Raw genomic sequence first — 16,456 nt, 5'->3', positions numbered from 1 at the left:
GAGCGCGCCTGCGCCGTCGCGCGGGTCCAAACAAGATCCAGATCCGATCAGGAGTCGGTACGATGCGACTGTCCACGTTCCTTGCCATCCCGGTGGCTGCCCTTCTTGCCATTTCGCCTGCGCAGGCGGCGCCCAAGGATGAACTGCATGCGGCCTTCGCCAAGCTCATCGCTGCGCGCAGTTTCCATGCCGAAGTCACCGATGTGCGCAAGAACACGAGGCTGACCAGCATGGATTTCGTGGCGCCCGATCGTTATCGCATCAAGACCGCAGCCGGCCCGACCCAGCTGGTGATCGAGGATACGGTCTACATGGACATGGACGGACAGCTCATGAAGATTCCGGTACCTGGCGTGGCGAAGATGATCGCGCAGTACCGCGACCCGCAGTTCGTGCAGGACATCGAGCGTGGCATGCAGGTCACGGCGCTGCCCGACGAAAATGTCGATGGCGAACCCGCCAAGGTCTACGCCTATTCGGTGACGCGGCCGGTGAAGGCCGACGCCAAGGCCTGGATTTCGCCATCCAGCGCGCTGCCGATCCAGGTCGAAACCAGCGGCAGTTTCATGGGCAAGGCTACGACCACGCGTGTGCGCTACTCGCGCTTCGACGATCCGGCGATCCATATCGATATGCCGGACTGAGCTATTTCAAGGTGCAGCGCCGCAGCGACGCGGCGCCGGCTTGGGCTACCATGCGGCCCATGCCGACACCGCCATGCGCCAACGCAACCGCTTTGCCGCCTGACCGCGTCGCGCATGCAACCGGTCAGTACGTGACTCGCGGCGAGACGACACCCCGCCCGGGGCCGCTCGCATGAGTCTGGCCGCGTGGTTGACCCTGGGGCTGGTCGTCGCGGCGATTGCGCTTTTCGCCAGCGAGAAGGTGCGTGTCGACATCGTCGCGCTGATCGTGCTGGTGCTGCTGGTGCTGCTGGGTCTGGTAACGCCGAGCGAGGCGCTGGCGGGCTTCAGCAACGAGGCCACGGTCACGGTCGCGGCGATGTTCGCGCTGAGCCTGGGCATCGAGCGCTCGGGCTCGCTCGATCCGCTGATCCGCCTGCTCTCGCGCATCCGCAAGCCGTGGTTGCTCACCTTGGCGCTGATGCTGGCAATCGCGCCAATGGGCGCTTTCATCAAGAACATCGCCTTGGTGGCGATGTTCCTGCCGCTGGCGCTGCGCGTGTGTGCGCGTACGCGCACGCCGCCGGGCCGCGTGCTGATGCCGATGGCCTTCGCGGCGCAGATGGGCGGCGTGTGCACCTTGCTCGGCACCTCGTCGAACCTGCTCACCGACAGCCTCGCGCGCAAACACGGCCTCAGCGGTTTCGGCGTGTTCGAGTACACCCCGATGGGGGCCATGCTGGCGGTTGCGGGCATCACCTACCTGATGCTGGTCGGGCGCTGGCTGCTGCCACGCCGGCTCGACGTGCACATGGAGGTCGAATCCGAACTCGGCCACTACGTTACCGAGCTGCGCATCAAGGCCGGCTCGCCCCTGATCGGCAAGACCATCGCCGCGGCGCGGCTGGGCGAGACTCACGGCGTCTATCCGCTGGAACTGCTGCGTGGCGAGCAGCACATGTGGTCGCCGCAGGAGCAGGCATTGGAGGCCGGCGACGTGCTGCTGGTGCGGGGTGAATGGGAGCGCATCGAGGAACTGCGTACGCGCGCCGAGCTCGAGCTCGACCCCGAAAACCGCTACGGCCGCGATCCACGCAAGGCCGGCACCCTGATCGAGGCGATGGTGCGTCCCGAGTCGTCGATCGAAGGCCGCTTGCTTGGCGAGCTCGACTTGCAGCGCGAATGCGACACCACGGTGCTGGCGATCCGCCGGCATGGTCAGGTGTTGCGCGAGGCGATGCGCGAAGTGCGGCTGGCCGCGGGCGATGTGTTGCTGCTGCTGGCATCGGGCGGCGCTGCACCGCTGCGCGCCGACGATCGCTTCGTGGTGCTCAGCGAGCGCGAGGATTCGCGTCGCACCCCGCGCCGCGCCTGGGCGGCGCTGGCGATCATGCTGGCGGTGGTGATCGCCTCGGGTTTGCGCTGGTTGCCGATCCCGGTCGCGGCGATCGCCGGCGCGGTGGCGATGGCGGTGGCCGGTTGTTTCGGACGCAAGGACATCTACGAAGGCATCGACTGGAAGATCATCATCTTGCTTGCCGCGATCCTGCCGCTGGGCACCGCGATCGAGAACAGCGGACTGTCGCAGGCGCTGGTCGACACCGGGATGCAATTGGTCGGTGTGCATGGTGCGCTCGCGGCCCTGCTGATGGTTTATCTGCTCACCGCCCTGCTCACCGAACTCATGGGGCACAACCCGTCGGTGGTGCTGATGGTCGGCATCGCAGTGTCGGTGGCACATGCGGTGCACGCCGATCCGCGACCCTTCGTCGTCGCGGTGGCGTTTGCCGCAGCCACCTCGTTTGCCACGCCGGTCGGCTATCCGACCAACACGATGGTCTATTACGCGGGCGGCTACCGCTTCACCGACTTCATGAAGGTCGGGATTCCGCTGATCGCCCTGTTCTGCGCCCTTTCGATGCTGCTGATTCCGTACTTTTGGCCGCTGATGTGACCGGCGCGAAGGGCTCCCTCGCCGTCACCAATGTTCACCTGAGGGCGGGCGCGCGTTCACCTCGAATTTAGGCGCGTTGCCTACCATGTCGCGCCGCGAAGGCTGCGCTGCCAGCCCGATGCGCCAATTTCCGCCAATCAAGGACTACCAAGATGAACAGACATGGGCTGCTGTTTGCAGCGCTGCTGGCCGCGCTGCCGCTGGCCGCGCAGGCCGATGACACCACCACGGCCGATGGCACCTGGTCGGGCGCGGGCGAAGTCGGTTTCGCCGCCGCGCGCGGCAATGCCAAGTCGGAAAACCTCAACGCCAAGCTTGCCTTCAAGATGGAAGACGAGCGCTGGAAGGACACCTTCTACCTCACCGCCCTGCGCGCCAAGGGCGAGGTCAGCACGCCGGTGATCGTCAACGGCCAGATCAGCAGCATCAAGACCTATCAGGCCACCGCCAATCGCTACGAAGTCGGTGCTTCGGCAGGCTACAAGTTCGATGAGCGCAGCTATCTGGTCGGCGCAGTGCGTTACGAGAATGATGATTTCTCGCCCTACCAGTATCAGGCCGTGGTTTCGCTTGGTTACGGCTACACCCTGCTCAAGACTGCCAGCGATGAACTGTCGTTCGAAGTCGGTCCCGGTTACAAGCGCTTCGAACGCACCCTGCCGGCCAACGCCGGTTCGGAAGGCGAGGCGATCGGCCGCGGCCTGGTCAACTTCAAGCACGCCTTCTCGGCCAACACCGCCTTCGTCAACACCCTGCTGGTCGAAGCGGGCAGCAAGAACACCTTCCTGCAGAATGACGCCGGCCTGCAGGTCGACATCAACAAGAAGCTCGCGCTCAAGGTCGGTTATCAGGTGCGCCACAACACCGACGCGCCGGCGGGCACCAAGAAGACCGATCAGCTGATGACGACCAACCTCGTTTACAACTTCGGCGGTTGAGACTGCGCGGCGACCAACGCGCCGCGTGTCTAGGCAATCGAACGGGCGCCCAGCCGAACGAAGCTGGGCTGCCCGCATCGAACGGTTGCATGAAGCGTTTTCGATCGATCTTGCGACCTTGCTTGAGTCTGCGCCCCGGCGCGACAAGGACTGAAGCGAAGCGGGTCAGCGGTCCACGCGAGGTCTTCAATCCCTGTCGATGCCAAGCAGTGCATCGGCGCCTTGCGCGCGCAAGGCCGCGGCGACTTGCTGGCCGAGTGCGGCGGGCGTATCGGCAGGGCCGCTGGCTTCAGCGCGGACCAGGGTGCCCTTGGTTGCATCGCCGACCATTCCCCACAGCGTGAGACCGTGTTCGGTTTCCATCGCGTAGCCCGCGATCGGCACGTTGCAACCGCCGTGCAGGGCCAGACTCATCGCGCGCTCCGCATCGGTGCAGCGGCGCGTCGAGGGGGCTTCCAATGCGGCGACGAGTTCGCTGCTGCGTTCATCGCCGGCGCGACATTCGATTGCGATCGCGCCCTGGCCGACCGCGCTGAGCCACTGCGGTGCGTCCAGCCGTGCACGGATGCGTGCGCCCAGACCGAGCCGTTCGAGTCCGGCGCAGGCGAGCACGATCGCTTCGTAATGGCCGTCATCGAGCTTGGCCAGGCGCGTGTTGACGTTGCCGCGCAGATCTAGGATTTCCAGATCGGGGCGCAGCGCGCGCAGTTGTGCCTGGCGTCGCAATGACGAAGTACCCACGCGTGCGGCCTGCGGCAACTCGTCGAGCCGTGCGTAACGCGCGCTGACGAAGGCATCGGCGGGATCGGCGCGCGCGAGCACGGCGCCGAGCACGAAGCCCGGTTCGAGCACCATCGGCACGTCCTTGAGCGAATGCACGGCGATATCGGCGCGATGCTCCTGCAGTGCGACTTCGAGTTCCTTGAGAAACAGGCCCTTGCCACCGATCGCTGCAAGCGGGCGATCGAGGATCTGGTCGCCGCGCGTGGTCATCGGCACCAGTTCGACATGCAGATCGGCGTGCAGCGCGCGCAGGCGCGCGGCGACGTGTTCAGCCTGCCACAGCGCGAGTGCGCTTTGCCGGGTGGCGATGCGCAAGGTCTTCATAGCGACTTGATCAACTTGCGCAATGCGGGCAGGTTGCGACGGCTGACTTCCAGCGGCGCATCGACACCATTGATCACGGCGAGCAGCCGGCCTTCGGCATCGCGCGTGAGGCCCGACAGGCGCGCGCGCGCGACCAGACAATTGCGGTGGATGCGCACGAAACGCTCGCCGAATTCGTCTTCGAGCGCCTTCAAGGGTTCCTCGATCAAGACCTCGCCGCCGCCATGCCGCACCACCACGTATTTGTCTTCGGCGAGCAGATAGTGGATCTCGTCGATCGGAATCAGCACGAGGTTGCCACGCATGCGGGCGCACAGGTGCGAGCGCGCCCGGGATTCGCCTGCAGCCTGCGCCAGCGTGGCCGCGGCCAGCTGCGGGCTCCAGCGCCGCGCCTTGTCGAGCGCAGCCTTGAGTCGCTCGCTGCGCACCGGCTTGAGCAGATAGTCGACGGCATTGGCCTCGAAGGCTTCGAGTGCGTGGTCGCCGTAGGCGGTGCAGAACACCACCGCGGGTGGTCGCTCGAATCCGGCCAGGTGACGCGCGGCCTCGAGACCATCCATGCCCGGCATGCGAATGTCGAGCAGGACGAGGTCGGGCGCGAGCCGTGCCACTTCGGTCAGCGCCTGGCTGCCATTGGCGGCCTCGCCGACCACTTCGTTGCCGCCGACTTCGGTGAGCAGGGCACGCAGGCGTTCGCGTGCGAGCGGCTCGTCATCGACGATCAAGGTTTTCATTGCACCCCATTCTCCGGCAATCGCACGCGGACGATGAACTGGTCTGCCTGCGGCTCCACGCGCAGCTCGCCGTGCGTGCCGAAATGGTAGCCGATACGCGCGCGCACATTGGCCAGGGCCATGCCGTTGCGCCGGGCCGAGGCGCCTTGTGGCAGCGGGTTGGCGAAAACGATTTCCACCTCGCCATGCGCGCGCTGGCCGTGGATCGACAAGGTGCCGCCTTCCGCACGCGGCTGGATGCCGTGGTAGATCGCGTTTTCGACCAGCGGTTGCAGCAGCAGGCGCGGCAGCGGCAGGTCGCGCGGCAGGGCGGCGACATCGATGTCCAGGCGCAGGCGCTCGCCCAGGCGCAGGCGTTCTATGGCGAGATAACGCTCGATCAGGTCGAGCTCCTCGCCGAGCGTGGCCGGCGCATCGTCGGGCCCGAGCGCCGCGCGGAACAATTCGGCCAGATCCTCGACCGTGCGCTCGGCATCGGCGGGTCGGTTGCGGATGAGGCTGGCGATGGTGTTCATGCTGTTGAAGAGGAAATGCGGGCGGATGCGCGCCTGCAAGGCTTCCACCTGCGCCTTGCTCGCCGCGCGCATGCGTTCGCGCCATTGTTCGAACACGAACAGGTAGCGCAGCACCGCGGCGGCGATCAGCGCGCAGATCGCCGCATTGGCAAACACGAAGCGCAGGGTTTCCCGTGCCGGCACGGTGAATCCGGCGTCGAGCGACTGGTCGATCCGGCACACCACCCAGCTTGCCAGCGCAGTGACCACCACCGCCGTGCTCCAGGCCAGCAGGAAGCCGGCGAAGCTGATCAGGTTCTGCAGGGACTTGCGCAGCGAACACAGCACCACCGCATTGAGCAGCACCAGCCACTGCACGTAGACCGTGGTGGTGCCCAGGCGCGGCAACCATTCGCGCGGGCTTTCCTGCGGCGCGAGCACGATCACCAGCGCCACCAGCTCGCCGACCAGCATCAGCACGAACAGCGTCGGCGCGCTGCAAAACGTGGGCATCCACGTGGCGCTCGGGTTGCTCTCCGGTGGTTTGGCGCGCGGGGCCATCAACGAACATGCCTCGGATTCAGGTGAACAGGTGGGCGCCGATCCAGGCGCGCAGGTCGGCGATCTCCTCGAGGCAGACCTGGTGCGCCATCGGATAGCTGTGCCAGGCCACCGCGTGGCCGCGTGCGGTCAAGGCGTCGCGGGCGGCCGCGCCCAAAGGCTGCGGCACCACCGGATCGTGGCTGCCGTGGCCGAAGAAGATCGGCAGCTTGGCATTGGCGGTCGATCCTTCGCTGGCCAATTCATCGCCGAGCATGAGGTAGGTCGACAACGCGACGATGCCGGCCAGCGACTGCGCATGCCGCAAGCCCGCCGCAAGCACCACCGCGCCGCCCTGCGAGAATCCCGCGAGCAGGATGTGGCGCGAAGCTACGCCGCGCTCGACCTCGCGGGCGATGAGCGCTTCGACATGAGCGATCGACTCGCGCAGTCCGGCAGCGTCTTGCTTGTCTTGGATGCGCATGCCGGAGATGTCGTACCAGGCGCGCATGCGCACGCCACCGTTGACCGTGACCGGCCGCGGCGGCGCATGTGGAAACACGAAGCGCAGCGCCGGCCACGCCGGATCGACCAGTTGCGGGATGATCGGCGCGAAATCGTTGCCATCGGCGCCCAGGCCATGCAGCCAGATCACCGCATGCACGGGCTTGGGGGCGGTTTCGATCTCGACACAAGGCAGGCTCACGGGGCGCTCCATCGATGGCAGGAGCGCAAGGCTGCCCGCGTCGGACGCTTTTGCCAAGCACTTGACCCGGCTTGACCTGACTGACTTTCGGCCCGGGTCGGCGTTGCCGACGGGGGTTATGCTCGCCACTTTCAGTATCGGGGAACGCGCCATGATCCGCATCTGGCTTGCCAGTCTCGTCACCCTGCTCACCGTGGCGGCAGCGCCCGCGCGGGCGACCACGCTGGAACAGGCGATGGCCAATCCCGACTGGATCGGGCCGCCGGTCGAGCGGACGTGGTGGAGCCTCGACGGCCGCAGCGTCTACTACCAGCTCAAGCAGAAGGGTTCGAGCGTGCGCGATCTGCACCGCATCGACCTTGGCGATGGCAAGGACAGCCTCATCGATCCGGCCGCGATGGCAAACAGCGATGGCGCGGAAGCGGTATTCGATCGCAATCGCCAGCGCGCCGCCTTCGTGCGCAACGGTGATGTGTTCCTGCGCGACCTGGGCAACGGGCGACTGAGCCAGGTCACGCGCACGCCGCAGTTCGAAGGCTCGCCGCAGTTTTCCGCCGACGGCCGTGCGTTGCAGTACCGCAGTGGCAGCGACTGGTTCGTCTACGACATCGCCGGCGCGGTCAATGCGCCTGCCGCCTTGCTGCGACTGGAGAAGGATCCGCAGGCCAAGCAACCCAATGACCTGGAGCGCCAGCAGCTGCGCTATTTCTCCACCCTGCGCCAGCTCAAGGCCGACCGCGAGGCGCGCAAGGCGCATGCCGATGCCTTCGCCAAGGGCGATCCGAGCCGCGTCGGCCTGCCGTTCTACCTCGGTGATGCGGTGGAGATCCAGGGCACGTCACTCTCGCCCAATGGCCGCTGGCTGTTGGTGGTGACCTCGCCCAAGGGCTATGACGAAGGCCGGCACGGCAAGCTGCAGCGCTTCGTCACCGAATCGGGCTACGAGGAACAGGAGGAGGAACGCACGCGCGTGGGTCGCAACCTGCCGGCGCCGCAGTCCCTGCTGCTGCTCGACCTGCAGAAGCATGAGCAGAACGCGCTCGCGCTCGATGCATTGCCGGGTATCCACGACGACCCACTCAAGGCGATCCGCGAGGAAAATGCCAAGCTCAAGGCCGAACGCGGCGGCGATGAGGCCAAGGCCGAGACGCAGGCAGGCAAGGCCACGGCCGACAAGGACAGCAAGAACGGTGCGTCGAAAAAGACCGCGGCGAAGAACAAGGCCGCGACCGAACCCGAGACACGCGCGGTGCGCATCGTCTCGCGCGCCGAGGATGGCGGCGGTGGCGGCATCGCCTGGAATCAGGACGGCAGCCAGCTCGCGATCCAGATCCGCGCGATCGACAACAAGGATCGCTGGATCGCCAGCGTCGATCTCGAACACGCCAAATTGCGCAGCGAACATCGCCTCACCGATCCGGCCTGGATCAACTGGAACTTCAACGATTTCGGCTGGAGCAAGGACGGCCGCAGCCTGTGGTACCTGTCCGAGGAGAGCGGCTATTCCCAGCTCTACAGCAAGGCGCCGGGTGGCAAGGCGCGAGCGCTCACCAGTGGCCAATTCGAAGTCTCCGCGCCCACACTCTCGGGCGACGGACGCTGGTTCTACCTGCGCGCGAACGTGCAGGCGCCCTACAGCTACGACATCTATCGCGTGGCGAGCGGCGGCGGCGCACTCGAGCGCGTGACGCACTTCAATGCGATCGACGGCTTCGCGCTGTCGCCCGATGGCAAGCGTCTGGCCGTGCAGCATTCCAGTGCCTATGTGCCGGCCCAGCTCGCCGTGGTCGAGGTCGAGGGCGGCGCGGTGCGCGAGCTCACCGACACCCGCACGCCGCAGTTCAAGGCAATCGACTGGATCGCGCCGCAGATCGTCGCGGTGCCTTCCACGCACACCAAGGCGCCGATTTACGCGAAGTTCTACAAGGCGCGTGATTTCGACGCAGGCAAGAAGCATCCGATCGTGATCTTCGTGCACGGCGCCGGCTACCTGCAGAACGTGCATCAGGGCTATCCCGCCTATTTCCGCGAGCAGATGTTCCACAACCTGCTCGCCGAGGAAGGCTATGTCGTGCTCGACATGGATTACCGCGCGAGCGAAGGCTATGGCCGCGATTGGCGTACCGCGATCTACCGCAACATGGGTCATCCCGAGCTGGAAGACCTCATCGACGGCGTGCACTGGCTGGAGAAGAACGCCGCCGGTGATCCGGCGCGGGTCGGCATCTATGGCGGTTCCTACGGCGGTTTCATGAGCCTGATGGCAATGTTCCGCGCCCCCGACGTCTTCAAGGCCGGCGCGGCGCTGCGCCCGGTCACCGATTGGACGCAGTACAACCACGAATACACCTCGAACATCCTCAACACGCCGCAGGATGATCCGATCGCCTACGAGCGCTCCTCGCCAATCGAATTCGCCGATGGTCTCAAGGGTTCGCTGCTGATCGCCCACGGCATGATCGACGACAACGTGCTGTTCGAGGATTCGGTGCGCCTGTACCAGAAGCTGATCGAGCTGCACAAGGACGATTTCGAGCTTGCCGGCTATCCGCTCGAGCGTCACGGTTTCGTGCATCCCGACTCCTGGCTCGACGAATACAAGCGCATCCACCGCCTGTTCCAGTCGAGCCTGCAATGAACAGGCGCTTGGCCCGCGTCCTGCTCGGCGCCGGCCTTGCGCCGATCCTGCTCGGCGGCTGTGGTGGCGCCAACAGCCGCTACGAGTGGGTGGTGCGACACCCGCTCGGTTGCAGGCTCGACGAACAACGGCTGGTGCGCGACACGCTCTATTTCGGCCGCGCGATCCCCGCTGGGCGCGAGGTCGGCGATGCGGATTGGCAAGTGTTCGAACGCGAGGTCCTTGCCCCGGCGCTGCCGTCGGGCTACACCGTGATCGACGGTCGCGGTCATTGGCGCGGCAGCGATGGCGTGCTGCGCGCGGAAGCCAGTCGCATCGTGATCGCCGTGCACGCCGATGATGCGGCGACCCAGCAGCGCCTGCGTGCGGTGATTGCCGACTATCGCCAGCGCTTCGCGCAGGAATCGGTGCTGCAAGAGCGCGGCGCGGTGTGTGTGACGTTCTGATCGCGGCTGCGCGCCCAAGGTGAACCGCGTGACGGCACTGGCATGCTTGTCGGCCGGCTGCACAGCAGGCACCATGCCGGGTTGGACTGCCCTGTGCACGGTGCATGGACGAGACGAACTTCCGCAATCTGCTCGCACGCCACTGGACCAGCCTGTTCGAGCCACGCACGCTCGAACGCGGGATTCAGTACCAGCAGCGCGGCTTGGTGCGCGCGCTGCGCTACACGGCGGGTGATGGCGAAGGTGTGCTGATCGGCAGCGTGCAGGGTTCGGCGCGCGAGCCCTACAACGCCGGCGTGCGTTTGCAGTGGAGCGGCGTCGATGCCCAGCTCGACAGCTATTGCACCTGCCCGATGGAATATGCCTGCAAGCACGTTGCGGCCTTGATCCTGCAGGAGTTGCGCGGCGCGCCGGCAAGCGATGCGGCCGAGGCCGGCTCGGTCGAGCCACAACTGGGTGCGTGGAAGAACTGGCTCGATGGCTTGCGCGCGGTCGGCCCCATTGCCGGCGCCGCGCCGCCAGCGCCCGCACTCGTCGAAGAATCGGTCTGCGCAGTGCTGCTGCGCGCAGACGGCGCCGGACCGGTGCCGACCCTGCAGGCCCAAGCGGTGCGCGTCAAGCCGGGCAAGCGCGGTGGCTACGTCACGCCGCAACCCTTGCAACCCTCGTGGGCCGATCCGGCGCCGTGGCGGGGACTGGATGAGGCGACCTTTCAGCTCGTCGCCGGCCTGCGCATGCGTGTGCCGGTATTCGGTGGCAGCGGCGGCTGGTTCCAGCTCGCCTTCGAGGCCGACGAACCCTTGCTCGAAACCCTGCTCGCGTCGCTGCCGTGCTTTTTCGACAAGGTCTCGGCGGGCCGGCTCACGCTCGGCCCGCTGCGCGCGCTGCGCATCGGCTGGGAAGCGCGCGAGGATGGCACGCAAAAGCTTGCGCTCAGCGTCGATGGCGCTGCTGCGAAAAGTCGCCTGTTCAAGATCGGTGGTCTCTGGTACTTCGATCCGCAGGCGCGCGAGCTCGGTCGCGTCGACGGCAACCTGCGTCTGGCCGAAGCGGTGCTGCGCGCGCCGCCGCTGCTGCCCGAGCAGGTGCCGCTGCTGATGGAGCGCTGGCGCGACATGCCCTTGCTCGCGGCCCTGCCGCAACCGGCGGCGCCGGTGGTCGAACGCCAGCGCGCTGTCGTTCCGCAGCCGGTGCTCGCACTGCGCGCGGTGTCGGCCTATGCGCCGCCCAGTCGACCCTATCAGGCCGGGATTGCGCGACTTTCGTTCGACTATGCCGGCGTGCGTGTTCCCGCGTTCCCCGCGCCCGCACGCGAGCGGCATCGCCAGGGCGATCGGGTGGTCGAAATCGTGCGCGACCGCGCGCGCGAGATGGCCGCGTTCGAACAGCTCGAGGAACTCTCGCTGGTTCCTGCCGAAATGCTCGCCTCGCTGCGTGGCATCGCCACGCGCACGCTCAACGACAACGACTTCGTGCTCGCCCCCGGCCAAAGGCAGGTTGCCGCAGCCGACCAGCTCTTCGCGCTGGTGCCGCGCCTGCGCGAATGCGGGTTCCGACTCGAATCCGATGCCGGCTTTCCGTTCGAGCTCATCGATGGCGAGGTGCAATGGAACTTCGAGATCGACGAACATGCGGGCAGCCCGTGGTTCGACCTGCGTCTGGGCATCGACGTCGGTGGCGAGCGCATCGACCTGTTGCCGATCCTGCATCGCTTGCTCGCCGATCCGGTCTTTCCGCTGGCACCGCGCAAGGGCGAGCCCGAAGGCGCGACCTGGCTGGTGCCGATCGACGCGCGCCGTCGCATTTCGCTGCCGCTGAGCCAGTTGCGCGAACTGATCGCGCCGCTGCTCGAATGGCTGCAAGGGCCCTTGCGTGAGACCGATGGCGCGCTGCGCCTGCGGCGTGCCCAGGCCGATGTGATCGAAGCGCTCACGCCCGCGATCGCGACGCCCTGGCGCGGCGGCGAGCGCCTGCGCGAACAGCTCGAACGGCGCCACGGTCAGCGCGAACCGACACACGAACCCGAAGGCTTTCGCGCAAGCCTGCGCGGCTACCAGCGTGATGGTCTGGCTTGGCTCGACTTCCTGTCCGACTCGGGATTGGGCGGCATCCTTGCCGACGACATGGGTCTGGGCAAGACCGTGCAGCTGCTCGCTCATCTGCTCGCGCGCAAGCAGCGCGGTCAACTCGAGCAGCCCGCCCTCGTGCTTGCACCGACCAGTCTGGTCGGCAACTGGCGTGACGAAGCGGCGCGTTTCGCGCCGCAGCTGCGGGTACTGGTCGTGCATGGGCCGCAACGGCACGGTCTGCATGAGGAAATGGCGCGGCACGATCTCGTCATCACCACCTACCCCTTGCTGCTGCGCGATCACGAGCAATTGGCGGCGCAGGAATTTTCGCTGCTCGTGCTCGACGAGGCGCAGGCGATCAAGAACGCCAAGAGTCGCGCGGCGAAACTGGTGCGCGAGCTCGATGCCAGGCAGCGCATCGCCATGACCGGCACGCCGCTGGAAAACCATCTCGGTGAGTTGTGGGCGCTGTTCGATGCGGTCGAGCCGGGTTTGCTCGGCGACGATCGCCACTTCACGCGCTTCTTCCGCACGCCGATCGAAAAACATGGTGATGGCGAGCGCCAGGAGCGTCTCAATCGCCGCATCGCGCCCTTGATGCTGCGCCGGCGCAAGGAAGATGTGCTTGCGGAACTGCCGGCCAAGACCGAGATCGTGCGCCAGATCGAACTCGAAGGCCGTCAGCGCGAGCTCTACGAAACCCTGCGCCTGGCCCAGCATCAGCGGGTGCTGGAGGAAATGAAAAAGCGCGGCCTTGCGCAAAGCGGCATCGTCGTCATCGACGCCCTGCTCAAGCTGCGTCAGGTCTGCTGCGATCCACGGCTGGTCAAGCTCGAACGCGCGCGGCGCGTGGTCGAGAGCGCCAAGCTCGATTACCTGCTCGACATGCTCGACAGCCTCGTCGAAGAAGGTCGGCGTGTGCTCGTGTTCAGCCAATTCGCGCAAATGTTGGCCCTGATCGAGCAAGCACTCGATGCGCGCAAGCTGCCCTGGCAGTCACTCACCGGCGACACCCCCGGCACGCAGCGCACGGCCTTGGTGAAGAAGTTCCAGGACGGCAAGGTGCCGCTGTTCCTGATCAGCCTCAAGGCAGGCGGCGTCGGTCTCAACCTCACCGCGGCCGACACCGTGATCCACTACGACCCGTGGTGGAATCCGGCGGTCGAGGCGCAGGCAACCGACCGCGCCCACCGCATCGGCCAGGACAAGCCGGTGTTCGTCTACAAGTTGATCTGTGCGAACACGGTCGAGGAAAAGATCCAGGCCTTGCAGCAGCGCAAGGCCGAACTGGCGCGCGCGGTGCTCGAGGGCGGCAGCACGCAGGCGCTGCGTTTCGACGAGGACGACGTCGCCGAGCTGTTTGCCCCGCTCGGCTGAGACGATTTCTGCGCGTACGCCCACGCTGCGCCGATACAATGCGCGGATGGACGTTTCGCATCTGCTCGATGGGCTCAACGACGCGCAGCGCAGCGCGGTAACCGCGGCACCCGGCGACTACCTCGTGCTCGCCGGCGCCGGTTCGGGCAAGACCCGCGTGCTCACCCACCGCATCGGTTGGTTGCTGCAGGTCGAGCGTGTCTCGCCCTGGTCGGTGCTCGCTGTGACCTTCACCAACAAGGCGGCTGCCGAGATGCGCGCGCGCACCGAGCAGTTGGTGTCGGCTGATGCACGCGGACTGAGCATCGGCACCTTCCACGGCATCGCCCATCGCCTGCTGCGCCGGCACTGGCGTGAAGCGCGGTTGCCCGAGACCTTTCAGATCCTCGATGCCGACGACCAGCAACGTCTGGTCAAACGCGTGATCCGCGACTTGGGCGTCGACGAAGCGCGCCATCCACCGCGTCAGGCGAGCTGGTTCATCAATGGCGCCAAGGACGAGGGCAAGCGCCCCGATGCCATCGATCCCGGCTTCAATCCCGCCAATCGCGTGTTGCTGGACATCTATCGCGCTTACGAGGCGGCCTGTCAGCGCGGCGGCATGGTCGATTTCGCCGAACTGCTGCTGCGCGCGCATGAATTGTGGTTGCACGATGAGGCCTTGCTTGCGCACTACCGCGAGCGCTGGCGGCATCTGCTGGTCGACGAATTCCAGGACACCAACACCTTGCAATACGCCTGGCTGCGCGTGCTCGCCGGGAGCAGCGGGCGCTGTTTCGTAGTCGGAGACGACGATCAGGCGATCTACGGCTGGCGCGGCGCGCGGGTCGAGAACGTGCAGCATTTCCTGCGTGATTTTCCCAAGGCGCAGACGATACGGTTGGAACAGAACTACCGCTCGACCGGCAATATCCTCGCGGCTGCCAACGCGGTGATCGCGCACAATCCCGCGCGTCTGGGCAAGCAGCTTTGGACCGCGGACGCCGCCGGCGAGCCGATCGACCTGTACAGCGCCTACAACGAGCAGGACGAGGCGCGCTATGTGGTGGAGCGCATCCGCGCCAATCTGCGCGAAGGCGCGCGACCGAGCGACCACGCGATCCTGTACCGATCCAACGCACAATCCCGCAATTTCGAGGAACAGCTCGCCCAGCACGGCGTGGCCTATCGCGTCTACGGCGGCCTGCGTTATTTCGATCGCGCCGAGGTCAAGGATGCGCTTGCCTATCTGCGTCTGGCCGCCAATCGCAATGACGATGCGGCTTTCGAGCGCGCGGTCAACACGCCGCCGCGCGGGATCGGCGAGCGCACGCTTGATGCGCTGCGCCGACGGGCGCGTGGCCAAGGCATCGCCTTGTGGCAGGCCGCGCAGCAGGAACTCGCGCAGGGCGAACTCGCTGCGCGCGCCAAGCATGCGCTGCGCGCGTTTCTCGATCTCATCGACACGCTGGCGCGCGAGTGTCGCGGTGAGGTCGGAGATGATTCGGGCAAGGCATATGAGTTGTGTCTGTCGGAACAGGTCGAGCAGGCACTCGCGCGCTCGGGCCTGCGCGACTACTACGAGAAAGACAGTCGCGGCAGTGCCGAGTCACGGGTGGAGAACCTCGATGAACTGGCCAACGTCGCCGCACGCTTCGAGCGCAGCGCCGAGGATCTGGAGGCCGGGTTGTCGGAACTGTCGGCTTTCCTCGCGCATGCCGCACTCGAGGCGGGCGAGGGGCAGGGCGAAGCGTGGCAGGATTGCGTGCAGCTCATGACCCTGCACTCGGCCAAGGGTCTGGAATTTCCCAACGTGTTTCTGGTCGGCCTCGAGGAAGGCCTGTTCCCGAGCCAGAAATCGACCGATGACGCCGCCCGGCTCGAAGAAGAGCGGCGCCTCGCCTATGTCGGGATCACCCGCGCGCGGGCACAGCTCGTGCTCTGCCACGCCGAGTCTCGCCGCCTGCACGGGGTGGAATCCTATGCGCGGCCCTCGCGCTTCCTCGCCGAAATCCCCGCCAATCTGCTGCGTGATGTGCGCCCGCGCGCCCAGGTCAGCCGACCGGTGTTTGCATCCGGCGCCGCGCAGCGCATGGAATCGGCCGTCCCGTTCAATCTGGGTCAACGCGTGAACCATGCGAGTTTCGGCGAAGGCGTGGTGCTCGCCTATGAAGGCGCCGGCGCGCACACCCTCGTCGAGATCAACTTCGCCGGCCACGGCCGCAAGCGGCTGGTGCTCGCCTACGCCAAGCTGGCGCCGTTGCCCTAGAATGGCCGCCTTGCAATCCACGCGGCTTGGCCGCATCTGACTGACATGGCCCTGCTCACGATCCTCGAGTTTCCCGATCCGCGCCTGCGCACCAAGGCGCAGCCGGTGACCGTGTTCGACGACGCCCTCAAGCAGCTCGTCGCCGACATGTTCGAAACCATGTACGCCGCTCCCGGCGTGGGTCTGGCCGCGACCCAGGTCAACGTGCACCAGCAGCTGCTGGTGATGGACATGTCCGAGGACAAGTCCGATGCGCGCGTGCTGATCAACCCGCGCCTGCTCGAAAAGAGCGGCGAGCAGATCTTCCAGGAAGGCTGCCTGTCGTTTCCCGGCATCTATGCCGATGTCGAGCGCGCGCTGCGGGTCAAGGTCGCGGCACAGGATGTCGATGGCAAGCACATCGAGTTCGAGGTCGAAGGCCCGCTCGCGGTCTGCGTGCAGCACGAGATGGATCATCTGGCCGGCAAGGTGTTCGTCGATCACCTCTCGCCGCTCAAGCGCTCGCTGCTGCTCAAGAAACTCGACAAGAAGCGCAAGCAGAGCGCCTGAGCCAGCCGCCAATTTCCGCGCGTCACGCCCCGT

Annotated in this window: 12 protein-coding genes; 8 read left to right on the top strand and 4 right to left on the bottom strand. The window is 66.4% G+C overall.

Features of this window, described 5'->3' with window-relative positions:
• The first annotated feature begins 62 nt into the window (after nt 1-62).
• From KF759_RS07165 to KF759_RS07155, 3 genes are all read left to right on the top strand, one after another.
• Nucleotides 63-644: a hypothetical protein gene (locus tag KF759_RS07165; protein ID WP_291224012.1), complete on the top strand. Its 582-nt coding sequence runs from the start codon at nt 63-65 to the stop codon at nt 642-644.
• A 172-nt stretch (nt 645-816) separates the two neighbouring features.
• Entirely contained in the window at nt 817-2,577 is a 1,761-nt protein-coding gene (locus tag KF759_RS07160; RefSeq protein ID WP_291224010.1) for an SLC13 family permease, read from the top strand.
• Between the two features lie 152 nt (nt 2,578-2,729).
• A complete protein-coding gene (locus KF759_RS07155; protein ID WP_291224008.1) occupies nt 2,730-3,515 on the top strand; it encodes a DUF481 domain-containing protein in 786 nt (261 codons plus the stop codon).
• Nucleotides 3,516-3,701: 186 nt separating this feature from the next.
• On the opposite strand, the gene hemC is transcribed toward KF759_RS07155, so the two are convergent.
• The 4 genes from hemC to KF759_RS07135 form a co-directional block, all read right to left on the bottom strand.
• Entirely contained in the window at nt 3,702-4,622 is a 921-nt protein-coding gene (hemC, locus tag KF759_RS07150; protein WP_291224006.1) for a hydroxymethylbilane synthase, read from the bottom strand.
• Nucleotides 4,619-5,356, bottom strand: coding sequence for a LytTR family DNA-binding domain-containing protein (locus KF759_RS07145; RefSeq protein WP_291224004.1), 738 nt, complete (start codon nt 5,354-5,356; stop codon nt 4,619-4,621). The genes hemC and KF759_RS07145 overlap by 4 nt, the downstream gene beginning before the upstream one ends.
• The gene (locus KF759_RS07140; protein ID WP_291224002.1) at nt 5,353-6,363 is read right to left on the bottom strand and encodes a histidine kinase; all 1,011 of its coding nucleotides are present in this window, start codon (nt 6,361-6,363) and stop codon (nt 5,353-5,355) included. Before KF759_RS07140 ends, KF759_RS07145 begins: the two co-directional genes overlap by 4 nt.
• Before the next feature lie 67 nt (nt 6,364-6,430).
• Nucleotides 6,431-7,096: an alpha/beta hydrolase gene (locus tag KF759_RS07135; RefSeq protein WP_291224000.1), complete on the bottom strand. Its 666-nt coding sequence runs from the start codon at nt 7,094-7,096 to the stop codon at nt 6,431-6,433.
• A gap of 151 nt (nt 7,097-7,247) precedes the next feature.
• Between KF759_RS07135 and KF759_RS07130 the strand changes: the two genes are divergently transcribed.
• The 5 genes from KF759_RS07130 (at nt 7,248) to def (ending at nt 16,423) form a co-directional block, all read left to right on the top strand.
• Nucleotides 7,248-9,734 (top strand): LpqB family beta-propeller domain-containing protein, encoded by a 2,487-nt coding sequence (locus KF759_RS07130; RefSeq protein WP_291223999.1) that lies wholly within the window; start codon nt 7,248-7,250, stop codon nt 9,732-9,734.
• Complete coding sequence (locus tag KF759_RS07125; RefSeq protein ID WP_291223997.1) at nt 9,731-10,180, top strand: DUF3574 domain-containing protein; 450 nt, start codon at nt 9,731-9,733, stop codon at nt 10,178-10,180. The genes KF759_RS07130 and KF759_RS07125 overlap by 4 nt, the downstream gene beginning before the upstream one ends.
• Before the next feature lie 104 nt (nt 10,181-10,284).
• A complete protein-coding gene (locus KF759_RS07120) occupies nt 10,285-13,626 on the top strand; it encodes a DEAD/DEAH box helicase (protein ID WP_291223995.1) in 3,342 nt (1,113 codons plus the stop codon).
• A gap of 46 nt (nt 13,627-13,672) precedes the next feature.
• Nucleotides 13,673-15,874, top strand: coding sequence for a DNA helicase II (gene uvrD, locus KF759_RS07115; protein ID WP_291223994.1), 2,202 nt, complete (start codon nt 13,673-13,675; stop codon nt 15,872-15,874).
• Between the two features lie 45 nt (nt 15,875-15,919).
• The gene (gene def, locus KF759_RS07110; RefSeq protein WP_291223991.1) at nt 15,920-16,423 is read left to right on the top strand and encodes a peptide deformylase; all 504 of its coding nucleotides are present in this window, start codon (nt 15,920-15,922) and stop codon (nt 16,421-16,423) included.
• Nucleotides 16,424-16,456 lie beyond the last annotated feature (33 nt).

This window comes from Dokdonella sp., assembly GCF_019634815.1.
Lineage (GTDB): Bacteria > Pseudomonadota > Gammaproteobacteria > Xanthomonadales > Rhodanobacteraceae > Dokdonella_A.
This window is presented reverse-complemented; position numbering and strand designations above follow the sequence as displayed.